Origin of the sequence: Staphylococcus sp. FSL W8-1207 (genome assembly GCF_038003745.1) — a bacterium.
Lineage (GTDB): Bacteria > Bacillota > Bacilli > Staphylococcales > Staphylococcaceae > Staphylococcus > Staphylococcus equorum.
Map to the genome: position 1 here is coordinate 273239 of NZ_JBBOPU010000002.1, position 17969 is coordinate 291207.

Annotated in this window: 13 protein-coding genes and 4 rRNA genes; all 17 read right to left on the bottom strand. The window is 37.7% G+C overall.

What is annotated here, in order from left to right; translation table 11 throughout:
- Nucleotides 1–41: 41 nt before the first annotated feature.
- The 17 genes from rsmA to rrf (NSR03_RS11075) all read right to left on the bottom strand — a co-directional run bounded on the left by rsmA (nt 42) and on the right by rrf (NSR03_RS11075) (nt 17968).
- A complete protein-coding gene (gene rsmA / locus NSR03_RS10995; protein WP_021339907.1) occupies nt 42–932 on the bottom strand; it encodes a 16S rRNA (adenine(1518)-N(6)/adenine(1519)-N(6))-dimethyltransferase RsmA in 891 nt (296 codons plus the stop codon).
- Nucleotides 933–935: 3 nt separating this feature from the next.
- Nucleotides 936–1484, bottom strand: coding sequence for a ribonuclease M5 (rnmV, locus tag NSR03_RS11000; RefSeq protein ID WP_002508735.1), 549 nt, complete (start codon nt 1482–1484; stop codon nt 936–938).
- A 138-nt stretch (nt 1485–1622) separates the two neighbouring features.
- Nucleotides 1623–2396, bottom strand: a complete 774-nt coding sequence (locus NSR03_RS11005; protein ID WP_002508734.1) for a TatD family hydrolase — start codon at nt 2394–2396, stop codon at nt 1623–1625.
- A 25-nt stretch (nt 2397–2421) separates the two neighbouring features.
- Nucleotides 2422–4407 (bottom strand): methionine--tRNA ligase, encoded by a 1986-nt coding sequence (gene metG, locus NSR03_RS11010; RefSeq protein WP_021339908.1) that lies wholly within the window; start codon nt 4405–4407, stop codon nt 2422–2424.
- Between the two features lie 329 nt (nt 4408–4736).
- Nucleotides 4737–5579 carry a 16S rRNA (cytidine(1402)-2'-O)-methyltransferase gene (gene rsmI, locus NSR03_RS11015; protein ID WP_002508732.1) on the bottom strand — a complete coding sequence of 281 codons (843 nt, stop codon included), beginning with the start codon at nt 5577–5579 and terminating at the stop codon, nt 4737–4739.
- Nucleotides 5580–5582: 3 nt separating this feature from the next.
- Nucleotides 5583–5831, bottom strand: coding sequence for a GIY-YIG nuclease family protein (locus NSR03_RS11020; protein ID WP_002508731.1), 249 nt, complete (start codon nt 5829–5831; stop codon nt 5583–5585).
- The gene (locus NSR03_RS11025; RefSeq protein ID WP_002512535.1) at nt 5824–6549 is read right to left on the bottom strand and encodes a tRNA1(Val) (adenine(37)-N6)-methyltransferase; all 726 of its coding nucleotides are present in this window, start codon (nt 6547–6549) and stop codon (nt 5824–5826) included. The genes NSR03_RS11020 and NSR03_RS11025 overlap by 8 nt, the downstream gene beginning before the upstream one ends.
- Nucleotides 6550–6669: 120 nt before the next feature.
- Nucleotides 6670–7011 (bottom strand): DNA replication initiation control protein YabA, encoded by a 342-nt coding sequence (yabA, locus tag NSR03_RS11030; protein WP_002508729.1) that lies wholly within the window; start codon nt 7009–7011, stop codon nt 6670–6672.
- Nucleotides 7012–7026: 15 nt separating this feature from the next.
- The gene (locus tag NSR03_RS11035) at nt 7027–7830 is read right to left on the bottom strand and encodes a PSP1 domain-containing protein (RefSeq protein ID WP_002512536.1); all 804 of its coding nucleotides are present in this window, start codon (nt 7828–7830) and stop codon (nt 7027–7029) included.
- A 2-nt stretch (nt 7831–7832) separates the two neighbouring features.
- Complete coding sequence (locus NSR03_RS11040; protein WP_021339910.1) at nt 7833–8759, bottom strand: DNA polymerase III subunit delta' C-terminal domain-containing protein; 927 nt, start codon at nt 8757–8759, stop codon at nt 7833–7835.
- A 136-nt stretch (nt 8760–8895) separates the two neighbouring features.
- Nucleotides 8896–9225 (bottom strand): cyclic-di-AMP receptor, encoded by a 330-nt coding sequence (locus NSR03_RS11045; protein WP_002508726.1) that lies wholly within the window; start codon nt 9223–9225, stop codon nt 8896–8898.
- Nucleotides 9226–9251: 26 nt separating this feature from the next.
- Complete coding sequence (gene tmk, locus NSR03_RS11050) at nt 9252–9869, bottom strand: dTMP kinase (RefSeq protein WP_021339911.1); 618 nt, start codon at nt 9867–9869, stop codon at nt 9252–9254.
- A gap of 1 nt (nt 9870) precedes the next feature.
- Nucleotides 9871–11214, bottom strand: coding sequence for an Orn/Lys/Arg family decarboxylase (locus NSR03_RS11055; protein ID WP_021339912.1), 1344 nt, complete (start codon nt 11212–11214; stop codon nt 9871–9873).
- A 446-nt stretch (nt 11215–11660) separates the two neighbouring features.
- A 5S ribosomal RNA gene (rrf, locus tag NSR03_RS11060) occupies nt 11661–11775 on the bottom strand.
- 81 nt (nt 11776–11856) lie between these two features.
- Nucleotides 11857–14780: ribosomal RNA gene (locus tag NSR03_RS11065) — 23S ribosomal RNA — on the bottom strand.
- A gap of 288 nt (nt 14781–15068) precedes the next feature.
- Nucleotides 15069–16621: ribosomal RNA gene (locus NSR03_RS11070) — 16S ribosomal RNA — on the bottom strand.
- 1232 nt (nt 16622–17853) lie between these two features.
- Nucleotides 17854–17968, bottom strand: a 5S ribosomal RNA gene (rrf, locus tag NSR03_RS11075).
- The 16S, 23S and 5S rRNA genes sit together here, the layout of an rRNA operon.
- Between the last annotated feature and the right edge of the window lies 1 nt (nt 17969).

Below are 17969 nucleotides of genomic sequence, written 5' to 3' on the forward strand. Positions count from 1 at the left end.
AAACATCAATTTTAGCAATGTAACTCAAGCTTGTCAATAATTTAAAATGCTAATTCTGTGAAATTTTTCAATTCATTGTATAATTTTGCAAATTCTTTTATTGAAAGCGTTTCTCCACGTCTTCTTGGATCTATACCACTTGTTTCTAACCATTTTTTAATAATTTCTTTGTTCGCTTTACCATCTACAAACAAACTTTGATAGTTATTGCTAATTGTTTTTCGTCTTTGGCTAAATGCAGCTTTTGTCATTTTGAAAAATTTATCTTCGTTATCTATATCTACTTCCGGTGTCTGACGCTTCATCAATTTTACAACAATTGAATCTACATTTGGCGGTGGCAAGAAGACAGTCTTCGGCACTGTTAACACTTTACTGGTTTCAGTATAATATTGGGTAACTATTGAAAGTGATCCATAAGCTTTTGTACCTACTTGTGCATTCAATCTTTCACCGACTTCTTTCTGCATCATAACTACGTAGCCATCGATAGGTAAAGTTTGTTGCATTAGATTCAATAATATCGGTGTTGTAATATAATATGGTAAGTTAGCGACCACCATGATATTGTCACAATCTGCTAAATGCTCTGTAACATAATGTGCAATATCAGCTTTTAATATATCTTCATTTATAATTTCCACGTTATCATAAGGTCCCATTGTATCTTTCAACACTGGTATCAAACGTTGATCAATTTCAAATGCAACAACTTTCTTTGCGTTTTTAGCTAATTGTTCCGTGAGCGAACCCATACCAGGCCCTATTTCTATAATACCTGTATTTTCACCTATGTCGCTGGCATCGATAATTTTTTGTATAATGTTAACGTCAATCAAGAAGTTTTGTCCTAAACTTTTTTTGAAATTAAAACCATATTGATTGAGCAATGCTTTTGTACGCGATGGTGTTGCAACATCTTTAATATCCACTTATCATTCACTTCCTTCATTATCACTTAATGCATTCCTAACATCTTCTTCAGTATAGCCAAACGCATTGAGCTTATTTATTAATTGTTTGCCGTTAGAATGTCCTATATGTAGCTTACGTCCAATTATTTCTCTTTTTTTGCGTGCATCTTTCCCAATTATTAATCCTAAATCAATTAACACTGATTTACTTATTGTTTCGTGTCCTTCTTCGAATGGTGTACTCACATTTATTAAGGCATCTTTAATATCTTCAAGTTGTGCATGTTCTACACCAATCTTGCCTCGTTTACTTTTGGCTTTTTCTCTATCGATATATGCGTGTTTAACGCCTGGTACATGTTTTTGAATTGTATTACGTATTTTATCACCCGGGAAATCAGGATCTGTTAATACAATGACACCTCTTGTTTCAAATGCTTGTGCTATAACACTTAGCGTTTGCTCGTTAATCGCACTCCCATTTGTTTCAATCGTATCACATTCTACCGCTCTTTTAACGCGTTCCGTATCGTCTCTACCTTCTACTACAATAAATTCGTTAATCTTCATTTATTGTTACACCTTTCATCTCTTTAATTCGATTTTAGATAAAAATAAAAAAGGTATCGTCGCAAATAATGGTTACTACTTAGCATTTACTCTATGAACTAAGCCCTATTTCAGACCGATACCTTTTTTGTAATGTGTCTATCCTTTTAATTTAAACAATTGTTCTGCATTTTCAGTTGTTTGCTTGCATACTTCCTCATAGCTCACACCGCGTAATTCAGCAATTTGTTCTGCAACCAATGTCACACGAACAGGTTCATTTCTTTTGCCTCTATAAGGATGTGGTGATAAGAATGGTGCATCCGTTTCAACTAATAATCGATCAAATGGAACATGCTTTGCTACTTCTTTAGGTTGTTTCGCATTTTTAAAAGTGACTGGACCACCTAAAGATACATAGAAATTCAATTTATTAATTACATCATCCGCAATTTCAGGAGAAGCGCTGAAACTGTGCATGATACCACCAATTTCTTCCGCATGTTCCTCTTTAAGAATATCTATACAATCTTGCGTTGCTTCCCTATTGTGAATAATAATTGGTAAATTGACGCGTTTAGCCAATGCGATTTGTTTTCTAAATAATGCTTGTTGTACATCTTTCGGCGACTTGTCCCAATGATAATCTAATCCCGTCTCACCTATGCCAATCACTTTAGGGTGTTCTGCAAGCTTTTCTATCCATTCTAACCGTTCTTCTGTGCAATCAACCGCATCTACAGGGTGCCATCCAATAATGCCATAGATAAATTCGTATTGGTCAATCAGTTCCATCGTACGTTCGACTGTTGGTGTATCAAATCCAACAACAAACATTCGATCTACACCGTTGTCTCTTGCACGTTCAATGACCGCTTCTAAATCTTCATCATATTGTTCTGCATTTAAATGAACATGTGTATCAATAAGCATGTTATACCGCTCCCTTAATTTGTGATTACTTAATTATTGCACCATTTGGAATTGCGCTTGGTAAACTTACAAGTGTCAGTACACCATCTTTTTCAGCAGATAAAATCATACCTTCTGATTTTCTACCCATCAATTTAGCAGGTTTTAAATTTGTTACAACTGCAACTTTTTTACCTATAATATCTTCTGGTTGATAGTATTTTGCAATACCAGAGACGATTTGACGGTGTTCACTATCTAAATCAACTTGGATTTTCAATAATTTATCAGATTTTTTAACTTGCTCAGCATCTGTAATCGTAGCAGCTTTAATTTCTACTTTATCAAAATCTTTGATATCGATTGGCGACTTACTAGGTACTTCTTCTTCAGTTTCTTCTGAAACTTCTGCCGCTTTTTCTGGCTGCATAGATTGTTTAATATAATCGATTTCTGCATCACTATCTAAACGCGGGAAGATTGGTTGTGGTTTATCACTAACAACGATTGGCGCAGTTAAGGCACCATATTGTTTCACGCTATCAAATTCATATAATTCAGGTGAATTAATATTCAACTGTTCAAAAATTTGTTTTGGTGCGTGCGTAAGGAATGGTCTTAATAACACTGCTACAATGCGAATGTTTTCTACTAAATGCGCCATTACATTACTTAGCATGTCTTTTTGATTTTCATCTTTAGCTAATACCCACGGCGATGTTTCGTCAATATATTTATTAGTACGGCTGATTAACTTCCAAACCGTTGAAAGTGCTACTGAGAATTGTAAATCGTCCATATTTTCATGGAATGTATTCACTGTGTCTATCGCCATTTGTTCCATATCTTCATCCAACTCGTGTTTTGGACCTTGATATGCTGGTAATTCGCCATCAAAATATTTATTGACCATAGAAATTGTACGATTCACTAAATTACCTAAGTCATTTGCTAAATCATAATTTGTACGTTCAACAAAACCTTCAGGCGTGAAGACACCATCTGAACCAAATGGTAATTCGCGCATTAAATAATAACGCGTAGCATCTAGACCATAACGATCTATAAGTACATTAGGATCGACCACGTTACCTTTAGATTTACTCATTTTGCCATCTTTCATAAGTATCCAGCCATGCGCAAAGACTTTCTTAGGAAGTGGAACATCTAATGCCATCAACAAGATTGGCCAGATAATTGAGTGGAAACGCACAATTTCCTTCGCCATGATATGAATATCTGCTGGCCAATATTTTTTGAATAAGCTATCATCATCTGATAAGTAACCTAGTGAAGAAATATAGTTCACAAGCGCATCAATCCACACGTAAACGACGTGTTTAGGATTTGATTTCACATGAATACCCCAATCGAATGACGTACGTGAAACTGCTAAATCTTCTAATCCTGGTTTGATGAAATTGTTAATCATTTCATTTTTACGTGAAGGTGGTTGAATAAAATCAGGGTTTTCATCGTAAAATTCTAATAAACGGTCTGTATATTTAGATAAATTGAAGAAATAACTTTCCTCTTTAACTAATTCTACTTCGTGACCAGAGTCTGGACTTTTACCGCCAACGATTTCACCATTTTCAAATACCGGATCCACTAATTGCGTCTCAGTATAATAAGTTTCATCTGGTACAGAATACCAACCTTCATATTCGCCAAGATAAATATCCTCTTGCTTTAATAAACGTTCAAATATTTGTTGCACCACTTCTTTATGTCGCGCTTCTGTTGTACGAATAAAATCATCGTTTGAGACTTCTAATTTATTCCATAAATCTTTAATTCCAGCAATCATTTCATCCAAATATTCTAATTCAGATTTCCCAGCTTTTTGTGCTTTTTCCTGTATTTTTTGACCATGTTCATCCGTACCTGTTAAATATCGAACATCATAGCCTTGCATTCTTTTATAACGTGCGATTACATCACCAGCTGTTGTTGTATATGCGTGACCGATATGTAAATTCCCACTTGGATAATATATTGGTGTAGTGATATAAAATGTTTCTTTCGCCATCAATGTTCCTCCTCGTTTCCTACGCTTTAAATATATCTAAATTCATTTTTCCCTCAATGAAACAGATGTATGTTTTATATTTCATTTTCTAATTTAGCCACTTTTATAATGATATGATTAGATTACTATTCATATCGAACTTTTCATGACTTAATTCTTCTGAAATTTTAATATGATTAATAATCTCTATCTTGTCTACATTACCATAAATCACGCGTGTTATGGGAGTTTTTCAACTCATTTTTCTTGATTAAACGTGATTTCATCCTATGAAAGTTCTTCACTTTACCTTAGAAGCTTTATCTTAAGAATTATCAATCCAACCTGGATTAATTATTGGAAACCTCATGATAAATATCATAAACTTCGCCAGTCTTCATATGACGCATTTCAGCAACTTGTTTAATTGCAGCTTTAGGTTTCATATTTTCGTTTATATAATAATCCACATGTGCTTGTATCGACATATCTTCAAACCACGACGTATCTTCTTCAGCTATTGCACCTTCGATGACTATGACAAATTCACCCTTAGTTGGAATACGATTTTCATTAAGTTGGTTTAGTAATTCTCCAACTTCTCCTGTGACAATTTGCTCAAACTTTTTAGTTAATTCTCTACCTAGTGAAACTTTTCGCGTTTCATCTACTTTTTGAATTGTTTTCAACGTCTCCTTCACACGATGTGGGGACTCATAAATAATCAGTGTACTATCTTCAAACATCCGTTGCTCTAAAATATCTAATTTTTGCTTTTCTTTTCGTGGCAAAAACCCTAAAAATGTATAAGTAAATGATGGTAACCCACTCGCCATCAGTGCCGTCAATCCAGCATTAGGGCCTGGCACCGTTTCAACTCTGATTTCACTTGCCCTCGCTGCCACGACAAGCTCGTAACCGGGATCGCTAATCAATGGCAATCCTGCATCTGATACAAGTGCGATGCTAACATCCTGCTGCAGTTGTTCTATTAGGTAATCCGTTTGTTGTTCCTTATTGTGATCATGATAGGACTTCAGGGGTGCTTGTATATCATAATGTGCACATAACTTTTTAGTCACTCTTGTATCTTCACAAGCAATCAAATCCACCGATCTTAAAATGTCTACAGCTCTATATGTAATATCTGCTAAATTTCCTATAGGTGTTCCTACTAAATATAATGTCGCCATGAGTTATCCCTCGCTTATTAATACTAATTTTTGTTGCCTAGAATAGGTTTTTATTTCGTATTCTCGTTTTAAAGCTTCTGACTTCGTATCAAACATTTCTTGATAAACTAACTCTACCGGACGTCTTATTTTAGTATATTTGGCGCCTTGTCCTTTATTATGCTTTTCTACCCTTTTTTCTATGTCTTTTGCATAACCAGTATATAAACTTCCATCTTTACACTTAACAATGTATATATAATGTTTATCCATAATATATTTCTCTCATTTCTTTAGTATACGTTCCATCATTATTATATATGTAAAATGGTGTTTGAATGTCTAACCCTTGATTACCGCCTTTTCTACCTTCAACAACAATTGTTTGCGCCACTTTACCCTGCTTACTATAGATGAAATGAAGTTTCTTGGGTTCAATCTGGTATGCTCTCATATAGGTTAAGACATCCATAAGACGTTCTGCTCGATGTACCATCACAAAACGTCCGCCTTGTTTCAGTAAATGTCTGGCTGCAAAACAACAATCCTCTAGTGTACACATGATCTCATGTCGTGCGATCTTATGTGCTTCCTTCTGATGTTGGAACGCTTGATTCGCTTTAAAATAAGGCGGATTACAAGTAATAAGGCTATATTTTGCAGGACTAAACTGTTTGTGCGCCTCTTTCAAATCCATATGATGCATCTGTATTCTATTTTCTAAATGGTTATGTACGATACTACGTTGTGCCATATCTACAAGTTGTTGCTGTATTTCGATTCCATCTATAGCTTGCTGTCCTTTATCAGAAAGTAATAAAGGTATCACACCATTACCCGAACACAAATCCATAATCGTATCTTGTTTTTTTACTTTTGTGAAATGTGCAAGTAGTAAAGCATCTGTTGAAAAAGAAAACACATCATCATTTTGAATAATTTCTAGTTTTTCTTTAATTAAAAAATCTAACCTTTCATTTTCCATATGCATATTCATTATATCCTCCAAAAAAAAGACGAGACTGCGATGCTTAATAACCAAGCCTATCGCTACATCTCATCCTCAATCACATTTCATCCATATTGTTTTATAGGCAATTTCGTTCTTTAATTATTCACTCAGCACTTCTAAACAAAATAAACAGTCGTCACCTTTTCTATGTTTTCCGAATAACTCACCATTACAAATATGAAAACCCTCTTTATAAAGCATTGCTAAATTATCTTTACTGCGAAGTGGTCGCTTATATTGTGCTTTATGACCGCTTTCTATTTTTTTAGGTTTTTCTTCTTTATCTATTAAAGTTTTCAGATTTTCATTCTCTATTTGTAAGGCTACATTTTCTTCTATGAGTTCGACAGTAAGATTTTTCAAATTAACCATATCACCGTTGATTTGATTAATATTTTCTTCTAAATGTGCTAACTTTTCAAATATCTCGCTTCGATTCAATGTTGTAACGGCCTCCTAATTAAACGTTTCTAATTCTTCCATCTTATATTCAAGTGGTTGCTCTAGGCCTTCCACTTTAATTTGCATGGAAATGTCTAAAATATTTAACCCTATCACTTTACCGTTACCTTCTGGTGTTTCAATCGGATCACCAACATCAGGTAATTGTGCACGTGCCTCTTCATAATAATCATTTTCATACTTGAGACAACACATCAAACGTCCACAGGCTCCCGAAATTTTAGTTGGATTTAAAGATAAGTTTTGATCCTTAGCCATTTTTATAGATACTGGTTCAAAATCACCTAAAAATGTTGAACAACATAAAGAACGTCCACATGGCCCAATGCCACCCAATAATTTTGCTTCGTCTCTAACACCTATCTGTCTTAATTCAATACGTGTTTTTAACTTCTGTGCCAAGACTTTTACGAGTTTTCTAAAATCAACTCGTTCATCTGAAGTAAAATTAAATATTACTTTTGATTTATCTAATGTGAATTCACAGTTAACCAAACGCATTTCTAATTGTTGTTGCTGTATTGTATCTTTACACAATTGCAAAGCTTCTTTTGCAGCTTGCTCATTTTGTTCATATCTGATTAAATCTTCTTCAGTTGAAATACGTACAATTTCTTTTAATGGTAGTGTTACATCTTGATCCGCAACATTTAAAGGTTCGTATTTTACACGACCCATCTCTAACCCTCTTTTAGACTCTACAACTACCCAGTCTCCTACAGTTAAATTAAAGTGTTGAGGCGAATAATATTCCATTTTCCCTGATTTTTGAAAATCAATACCTACTACATTTTGCATAACTAATTCACCCCTTTTATTACGATTTGCTCAAACACTAAAGTTGGATTCACATTTTGATTCAACTTTTTATGTGCTTCTGTTATTTGATCATACATCAAAATAATTTGATTATATGTTAGTTTTTCCGTATATTCTTGTACATCGACTTGTAAATCTTGATATATCATATCATCAGTCATCCCTACTTTAGCATGCATAACATCTTGAAAGAAACCATTAACTGCAGCTAATGTGACCATTTGTAGCCTTCTATTTTTAGCCTGTTTCAATAAATCGACAATAGCAATCAATGCCATAGGTCGATTTGTTAAAAGTAATTGGCACCATTTAATGACACTTTTACGTAGCGCCATTAAATCTGCTTCTTCGTTTAGCGTAACTGCCGTTTCAATTTGCGTAGTATATGTACTTAATAATTCAGCTACTGGACGAGAAATATCACGTTCTACTAATCTATTTATAAAATTAGCTTTATTAATAGGTTTAAAATAAACATGCTGACATCTCGAATGGATTGTGTCTAAAATTTGTTCAGGCTTCGTAGTTAATAAGATGGCGATAGTATTTTCAGGAGGTTCCTCTAAAAATTTCAAAATGCTATTTTCACCTTGAATGGTTAACTTTTCAAAGGATTCAATAATATATACTTTATAGTCACCTTCTATTGGTAATTGATTCATATGATGTAATAACTGTTCTATTTGATCTTTCTTTATTGTATTCTCTTCAGAGGATATATACATAAAATCAGGATGATTAAATGTTTCTACCTTTAACTGACATTGATTGTCTTGATCACATAAAATCAGCTTCGTAAAATCAATAGCGACTTGTTGCATTGTCTGACCATCATCACCCTCAAATAAATAAGCATGTGACAATTTATTTGATTGATAGGCTTTCGTCAGTCTTTCTCGTTCGTCCATTATAAAGTTACTCCTTTATATAAAAAGGCTGCTTATATATAGTTACTCTACAAAAAACATTCCAAAAGATTACCATAGGCACATCTTTTTAGCTAAAATGTAATTTGAGAGGCTACTATATTAAGCAACCATGATTTTAGAATTGATGGAAAGTTTCAACAGGCATTACAAATACCGTTGCTCCTCCAACTTCTACTTCAACCGGATACGGTATATAAGAATCTGCACTACCACCCATCGGTGTAATAGGTGATACAAGCTGCTCTCTGTTACCACAAGTATCATTGATAACTTTCAACATCTCATCCACGCGATCATCTTCAACACCAGATAAGAACGTAGTATTCCCAGCTCTTAAAAATCCACCAGTGGTTGCAAGTTTTGTTGCTCTAAAATTATGTTTAACAAGTTTGTCCGACAGTTCTTGACTATCCTGATCTTGTACAATTGCTATAATCATTTTCATACTAAACACCTCTTCCAAATATTATATCACAATTTTTCTAAGTATTTGTTGATAGATTCATACGTCGCATTTACTACTTCTTCTATACTTCGATTTGCATCAATCACAATAAAACGTTTAGACTCATTATGAATAATTTTCTTATAACCTTCAACTACTTTTTCATGAAATATTACATCTTCTTGATCTAAACGATTCTGATTTCGCTGATTTTTTTGTATACGGTCACGACCTACCTCTACGCTCACATCAAGGTAAATGGTTCTATCTGGATATAAACCATTAATAGCAAATTCATTAATAGATTTCACTTCTTCTATTCCTATACCCCGTGCATAACCTTGATAAGCTAATGAACTATCTATATAACGATCACATAATACTATCTTTCCCTCATCTAATGATGGTATAACTTTACCAACAAGATGTTCACGTCTTGAGGCCGCAAATAATAAGGCTTCTGTGCGCTCATCCATATCGTCGCCTTCAAGTAATACTTCACGTATTTGCTCTCCAGTTTTAACACCACCAGGTTCTCTAGTGAGTACAACATCATACTCTGTTTCTAACCTTTCTGCCACTTGTTGAATGACTGTAGTTTTACCTGAACCTTCTGGGCCCTCAAAAGTTATAAAAGCTGACATTTTATTCATCCTTAATTTCTATTTTATAATTTTTAATTCCTTCTACTCTTATATTATTATCATACCAATAATTCATTAATTCTATCATATTTTCTGTAATTTTTTCTCCTTTAAACATAACAGGAATGCCAGGAGGATATGGAACGATATTTGTTGCTAAAACTTTAGATCCAGCATGACTAATATCGATACTTTTTGTATCAACTATATCACCCGCTTGGTATGTACCTTCTTCAGTCCTAAACGCTGACTGATCAGGTGTTTGTGTGTCTCTCTCTTCCAACTCAATCTGTCGTATTCTTTCAATTAATAAATCAAATGGATAGGTATCCCCCTTATGCCATAAAGGCAAAACGAATAATACCTGATGTTCATCAGCAAGTTCAACGTAAATATCTTTAGTTTCAAAATACTTTTGTAATTCAAAACCAGTATAACCATTACAACGTATATTCAATTTCAGAGGATCTTCAACCTTAACGACTTCAGCGCCAATTTCTTTTAACGCTTGAATTAATTGGTCTCTTTTTTTAAAAAAGAGTTTACTATTATAATCTTTATAAAATTGATGTGCTAATTCCAAACTCATCATCAATAAATAGGACGGGCTTGAAGATTGAAAATAGGACAAATATTTAATAACCTTTTCTCTTCTCGGTGCATTCTTATGAATAAATATAATAGAACTCATTGTTAGTGATGGTAATGACTTATGATACGATTGCACCACATAATCCGCCCCCATATTTAAAGTAGAATTGGGAAAACCTTCCAAATCAAAATGGGCACCATGTGCTTCATCTATTAATACAGGTATATTGTGCTCTTTTAGATCTTTGATAGCAATAGATACATCAAAGCACTCACCATAATAATTAGGATATGTAAGAATTGCTAATTTAGTTTGTTCTATTTGAGAAAGCAATGTATCCAAATTCGGCCCTAAATATTGGTTCGTTTTTTTGCTCATTGTCATTTCCAATAGTTGACACTGTTCTGATGTTAAATCCAAAGCATGAAATACAGATTTATGTGCATTTCGAACTATAGAATAATGTCCATGTTGCCCTGAAAACCCTTGGACTACTGATAAAATACCAGATGTAGTCCCATTGACTAAATAATACGCATCATAATCAGGATGTTTCTCTATACCTTCCATACTTTCTGCTATCACTTCTTCAGGATGATGCAAATCATCTAATTCTGTAATCTCAGTCATATCCATTTTAAAATTTAGTTGCTCTAAATAACCAATTGTCATATTTTTATGTCCAGGTACATGCATCGAAATCGAATTTCTATTTAGTATATTTTTAAGTTTATTAGTTAATGGTAATGTCATATGCATCCTCGCTTTTCAAGCAGTAATTTCAACTCTCATATCTCATAGTTCATTATATTTTAACATATAGGCAGTAGGAGATGTATTTGTCCATGCCTGCCTCTATTTCCAAATGTACTGCATATAAAAGACTTTGTCTTTAAACAGGCTTCACTAATTTTCTCACGCATAAAAAAAGAGACCTTTCTAGGTCCCTAATTGCCTGTAAAGTGCTCCTTATTCTAATATTTCCCTTACTCACTTACCGCTTGTAAGCTCGTCTCGTCTTTCGCTCAGTTCGTCAGCTTCTAAAGAACTACTTCTCAAAATCATTGGGATTAGTAGTTCTTACACATGAGCTTCAGCTTATGTGCTCATGGCTTAAACCAGCTATTTTTGGAAGTTAAGCTCCTTTTGCGCACAAAAAAAGAGACCTCTCGGTCTCGGCTCATCGCATCCTAAATGCTGCCTGGCAACGTCCTACTCTTGCGGAACGTAAGTCCGACTACCATCGGCGCTAAGGAGCTTAACTACTGTGTTCGGCATGGGAACAGGTGTGACCTCCTTGCCATTGTCACCAGACAATGAACTGTATAAAAAATTATACATTCAAAACTAGATAGTAAGTAAAATTTGATAATGCCAAACAAAACACTTTTAAATTTGATTAAGTCTTCGATCGATTAGTATTCGTCAGCTCCACATATCGCTATGCTTCCACCTCGAACCTATTAACCTCATCATCTTTGAGGGATCTTATAACCGAAGTTGGGAAATCTCATCTTGAGGGGGGCTTCATGCTTAGATGCTTTCAGCACTTATCCCGTCCATACATAGCTACCCAGCGATGCCGTTGGCACGACAACTGGTACACCAGAGGTATGTCCATCCCGGTCCTCTCGTACTAAGGACAGCTCCTCTCAAATTTCCTGCGCCCACGACGGATAGGGACCGAACTGTCTCACGACGTTCTGAACCCAGCTCGCGTACCGCTTTAATGGGCGAACAGCCCAACCCTTGGGACCGACTACAGCCCCAGGATGCGATGAGCCGACATCGAGGTGCCAAACCTCCCCGTCGATGTGAACTCTTGGGGGAGATAAGCCTGTTATCCCCGGGGTAGCTTTTATCCGTTGAGCGATGGCCCTTCCATGCGGAACCACCGGATCACTAAGTCCGTCTTTCGACCCTGCTCGACTTGTAAGTCTCGCAGTCAAGCTTCCTTATGCCTTTACACTCTATGAATGATTTCCAACCATTCTGAGGAAACCTTTGAGCGCCTCCGTTACTCTTTAGGAGGCGACCGCCCCAGTCAAACTGTCCATCTGACACTGTCTCCCACCATGATAAATGGTGCGGGTTAGAAATCCAACACAGCAAGGGTAGTATCCCACCAACGCCTCGACGTAAGCTGGCGCTCACGTTTCAAAGGCTCCTACCTATCCTGTACAAGTTGTACCGAATTTCAATATCAGACTACAGTAAAGCTCCACGGGGTCTTTCCGTCCTGTCGCGGGTAACCTGCATCTTCACAGGTACTATGATTTCACCGAGTCTCTCGTTGAGACAGTGCCCAAATCGTTACGCCTTTCGTGCGGGTCGGAACTTACCCGACAAGGAATTTCGCTACCTTAGGACCGTTATAGTTACGGCCGCCGTTTACTGGGGCTTCGATTCGTAGCTTCGCCGAAGCTAACCACTCCTCTTAACCTTCCAGCACCGGGCAGGCGTCAGCCCCTATACATCACCTTACGGTTTAGCAGAGACCTGTGTTTTTGATAAACAGTCGCTTGGGCCTATTCACTGCGGCTCTCCTGGGCGTTAACCCTAAAGAGCACCCCTTCTCCCGAAGTTACGGGGTCATTTTGCCGAGTTCCTTAACGAGAGTTCGCTCGCTCACCTTAGAATTCTCATCTTGACTACCTGTGTCGGTTTGCGGTACGGGCACCAAAATTCTAGCTAGAGGCTTTTCTTGGCAGTGTGAAATCAACGACTCGAGGAAACAATTTCCTCTCCCCATCACAACTTGACCTTAAGAGTGCCGGATTTGCCTAACACTCAGTCTCATTGCTTGGACGTACAATCCAATAGTACGCTTCGCCTATCCTACTGCGTCCCCCCATCGCTTAAAACGAAATTTGGTGGTACAGGAATATCAACCTGTTATCCATCGCCTACGCCTATCGGCCTCAGCTTAGGACCCGACTAACCCAGAGCGGACGAGCCTTCCTCTGGAAACCTTAGTCAATCGGTGGACGGGATTCTCACCCGTCTTTCGCTACTCACACCGGCATTCTCACTTCTAAGCGCTCCACATGTCCTTGCGATCATGCTTCAACGCCCTTAGAACGCTCTCCTACCACTGTCCTTACGGACAATCCACAGCTTCGGTAATATGTTTAGCCCCGGTACATTTTCGGCGCAGTGTCACTCGACTAGTGAGCTATTACGCACTCTTTAAATGATGGCTGCTTCTAAGCCAACATACTAGTTGTCTGGGCAACGCCACATCCTTTTCCACTTAACATATATTTTGGGACCTTAGCTGGTGGTCTGGGCTGTTTCCCTTTCGAACACGGACCTTATCACCCGCGTTCTAACTCCTAAGATAAAATTGATTGGCATTCGGAGTTTGTCTGAATTCGGTAACCCGATAAGGGCCCCTCGTCCAAACAGTGCTCTACCTCCAATAATCATTACTTAAGGCTAGCCCTAAAGCTATTTCGGAGAGAACCAGCTATCTCCAGGTTCGATTGGAATTTCTCCGCTACCCACAACTCATCCGCTCACTTTTCAACGTAAGTCGGTTCGGCCCTCCATTCAGTGTTACCTGAACTTCAGCCTGGTCATGGGTAGATCACCTGGTTTCGGGTCTACGACCAAATACTCAACGCCCTATTCAGACTCGCTTTCGCTACGGCTCCACATTAACTGCTTAACCTTGCATCAAATCGTAACTCGCCGGTTCATTCTACAAAAGGCACGCCATCACCCATTAACGGGCTCTGACTACTTGTAAGCACACGGTTTCAAGTTCTATTTCACTCCCCTTCCGGGGTACTTTTCACCTTTCCCTCACGGTACTGGTTCACTATCGGTCACTAGAGAGTATTTAGCCTTGGGAGATGGTCCTCCCGGATTCCGACGGAATTTCTCGTGTTCCGTCGTACTCAGGATCCACTCAAGAGTGAACAAACTTTCGACTACAGGATTATTACCTTCTTTGATTCATCTTTCCAGATGATTCGTCTAATTTGTTCTTTTGTAACTCCGTATAGAGTGTCCTACAACCCCAACAAGCAAGCTCGTTGGTTTGGGCTCTTCCCGTTTCGCTCGCCGCTACTCAGGGAATCGATTTTTCTTTCTCTTCCTGCGGGTACTAAGATGTTTCAGTTCCCCGCGTCTGCCTTCAGATATGCTATGTATTCACATATCGATAACACGACATAACTCGTGTTGGGTTTCCCCATTCGGAAATCTCTGGATCAAAGCTTACTTACAGCTCCCCAAAGCATATCGTCGTTAGTAACGTCCTTCGTAGGCTTCTAGTGCCAAGGCATCCACCGTGCGCCCTTAATAACTTAATCTTTTCGACCTTCAACACGATAAAATCGGTTGAAAACCTAAAATGTTATTAATCTGTGAGTGTTCTTTCGAACACTAGCGATTATTTCTATTTTTTTGAATTCAAGCTTTTTAAAACTCTAATTCACTCGGTTTTGCTTGGTAAAATCATAAATTTTACTTACATATCTAGTTTTCAATGTACAAAATAACGCAATGAATACTCGTAATGAGCATTCAAAACTGAATGCAATATGTCAATGTCGTTCCTCTTCATCTTCTCAAGGAAGATGTTCCGAATATATCCTTAGAAAGGAGGTGATCCAGCCGCACCTTCCGATACGGCTACCTTGTTACGACTTCACCCCAATCATTTGTCCCACCTTCGACGGCTAGCTCCATAAATGGTTACTCCACCGGCTTCGGGTGTTACAAACTCTCGTGGTGTGACGGGCGGTGTGTACAAGACCCGGGAACGTATTCACCGTAGCATGCTGATCTACGATTACTAGCGATTCCAGCTTCATGTAGTCGAGTTGCAGACTACAATCCGAACTGAGAACAACTTTATGGGATTTGCATGACCTCGCGGTTTAGCTGCCCTTTGTATTGTCCATTGTAGCACGTGTGTAGCCCAAATCATAAGGGGCATGATGATTTGACGTCATCCCCACCTTCCTCCGGTTTGTCACCGGCAGTCAACCTAGAGTGCCCAACTAAATGCTGGCAACTAAGTTTAAGGGTTGCGCTCGTTGCGGGACTTAACCCAACATCTCACGACACGAGCTGACGACAACCATGCACCACCTGTCACTTTGTCCCCCGAAGGGGAAGGCTCTATCTCTAGAGTTTTCAAAGGATGTCAAGATTTGGTAAGGTTCTTCGCGTTGCTTCGAATTAAACCACATGCTCCACCGCTTGTGCGGGTCCCCGTCAATTCCTTTGAGTTTCAACCTTGCGGTCGTACTCCCCAGGCGGAGTGCTTAATGCGTTAGCTGCAGCACTAAGGGGCGGAAACCCCCTAACACTTAGCACTCATCGTTTACGGCGTGGACTACCAGGGTATCTAATCCTGTTTGATCCCCACGCTTTCGCACATCAGCGTCAGTTACAGACCAGAAAGTCGCCTTCGCCACTGGTGTTCCTCCATATCTCTGCGCATTTCACCGCTACACATGGAATTCCACTTTCCTCTTCTGTACTCAAGTTTCCCAGTTTCCAATGACCCTCCACGGTTGAGCCGTGGGCTTTCACATCAGACTTAAGAAACCGCCTACGCGCGCTTTACGCCCAATAATTCCGGATAACGCTTGCCACCTACGTATTACCGCGGCTGCTGGCACGTAGTTAGCCGTGGCTTTCTGATTAGGTACCGTCAAGATGTGCACAGTTACTTACACATTTGTTCTTCCCTAATAACAGAGTTTTACGATCCGAAAACCTTCATCACTCACGCGGCGTTGCTCCGTCAGACTTTCGTCCATTGCGGAAGATTCCCTACTGCTGCCTCCCGTAGGAGTCTGGACCGTGTCTCAGTTCCAGTGTGGCCGATCACCCTCTCAGGTCGGCTACGTATCGTTGCCTTGGTAAGCCGTTACCTTACCAACTAGCTAATACGGCGCGGGTCCATCTATAAGTGATAGCAAAACCATCTTTTACTTTAGAACCATGCGGTTCCAAATGTTATCCGGCATTAGCTCCGGTTTCCCGAAGTTATTCCAGTCTTATAGGTAGGTTACCCACGTGTTACTCACCCGTCCGCCGCTAACTTCAAAGGAGCAAGCTCCTTATCCGTTCGCTCGACTTGCATGTATTAGGCACGCCGCCAGCGTTCATCCTGAGCCAGGATCAAACTCTCCATAAATGAATTATGATGTTTGATTAGCTCATAAAATACTAATTTGTGTGTTATCTCTAACACGTTTGAACCAACAATTTAATGTTGTGTTCGGAATTAACGTTGACATATTGCAATTCAGTTTTCAATGTTCATTTCTTAATCACAAGACTTAATTCTACAGGTTATAACTTGAAAAGTCAATAACTTTTTAAAATTAATTTTCGTTGTGTTTCGTATTTCTTTTTGTGTTTGTCGTCTTGTTTCGCTCGACTAGTAATACTATACACGCATAAAAACCTTTTAACAACAGTAAAATTTACACTATCGCTACAAAACTTACATTTATTAAACAAATATAATTCATTAAGGCTATATTATAGACGAATCTCTAGTAACTACAGTTCTTTCAATGCAGAAAATCAAAATATAAGGAAGCTTAATCCCTTTCTAAAATAGCTATATATCACTCTATTCGGAAAATTATTCACTATTCTTTTATCGTTGCTCACTGTGTTTTTCAAACTAATTCTCTAATTTATAATTTATATATTCTATTTCTTCCAAATGATAAACGTAAAAATTCCAAAAATATTGGTGTAATTATTCTTCTAAAAACTATAGATCAAGTAAAAATAACCTATGTCTTTGATTTTCTGAATATCAGAACTATTAAATAAATTCATATTTGCGCATTAAAAATTCACAAAAGGAAATTCCATACAAAAAGGAATGACACCCTACTTCTTATACCAGTTGAAAAGTTGTATATTAACAGGCCATTTTGAATAATATAATCGAAAATTTTTTACTGTATGCAGTAGTAAATTAAGCAAATACTAAACATTAACTAGAACTTTTGAACACTTTATTTAACTAAACCAAAAATAAATCACGTTTAATATAATCTTCAACTCTTTTATTCCTATAAACTACCACTTTTTAATTTATAAAGAACCACTTTTTCGCTTGCGAAATTAGTAGTTCTTATACAAGAGCTGGTGCTCTTGTAATCCTTAAATTATTCTCATATCTCTTGGAACGAGATCCACACTATTTTTTGCATAAAAAAGAAACCTCTCAGTCTCGACTTCTCGTACCTTATGACGCTGACTGTAAAAACTCTACTTTTCAATTTATTGAGGTTAGTAACTCTTACACATGAGCTTCAGCTTATGTGCTCATGGCTTAAACCAGCTATTTTTGGAAGTTAAGCTCCTTTTGCGCATAAAAAAAGAGACCCTTTCGGGTCCCTAATTGCCTGGCAACGTCCTACTCTTGCGGAACGTAAGTCCGACTACCATCGGCGCTAAGGAGCTTAACTACTGTGTTCGGCATGGGAACAGGTGTGACCTCCTTGCCATTGTCACCAGAC

What these genes read in the sequence shown, in the direction of transcription:
- NSR03_RS11045 (WP_002508726.1), bottom strand. Translation starts at nt 9,225, where the DNA reads ATGAAAATGATTATAGCAATTGTACAAGATCAGGATAGTCAAGAACTG.
- NSR03_RS11025 (WP_002512535.1), bottom strand. Translation starts at nt 6,549, where the DNA reads ATGCATATGGAAAATGAAAGGTTAGATTTTTTAATTAAAGAAAAACTA.
- NSR03_RS11020 (WP_002508731.1), bottom strand. Translation starts at nt 5,831, where the DNA reads ATGGATAAACATTATATATACATTGTTAAGTGTAAAGATGGAAGTTTA.
- rsmI (WP_002508732.1), bottom strand. Translation starts at nt 5,579, where the DNA reads ATGGCGACATTATATTTAGTAGGAACACCTATAGGAAATTTAGCAGAT.
- NSR03_RS11040 (WP_021339910.1), bottom strand. Translation starts at nt 8,759, where the DNA reads ATGGACGAACGAGAAAGACTGACGAAAGCCTATCAATCAAATAAATTG.
- tmk (WP_021339911.1), bottom strand. Translation starts at nt 9,869, where the DNA reads ATGTCAGCTTTTATAACTTTTGAGGGCCCAGAAGGTTCAGGTAAAACT.
- NSR03_RS11055 (WP_021339912.1), bottom strand. Translation starts at nt 11,214, where the DNA reads ATGACATTACCATTAACTAATAAACTTAAAAATATACTAAATAGAAAT.
- NSR03_RS11005 (WP_002508734.1), bottom strand. Translation starts at nt 2,396, where the DNA reads ATGCTTATTGATACACATGTTCATTTAAATGCAGAACAATATGATGAA.
- NSR03_RS11035 (WP_002512536.1), bottom strand. Translation starts at nt 7,830, where the DNA reads ATGCAAAATGTAGTAGGTATTGATTTTCAAAAATCAGGGAAAATGGAA.
- rnmV (WP_002508735.1), bottom strand. Translation starts at nt 1,484, where the DNA reads ATGAAGATTAACGAATTTATTGTAGTAGAAGGTAGAGACGATACGGAA.
- metG (WP_021339908.1), bottom strand. Translation starts at nt 4,407, where the DNA reads ATGGCGAAAGAAACATTTTATATCACTACACCAATATATTATCCAAGT.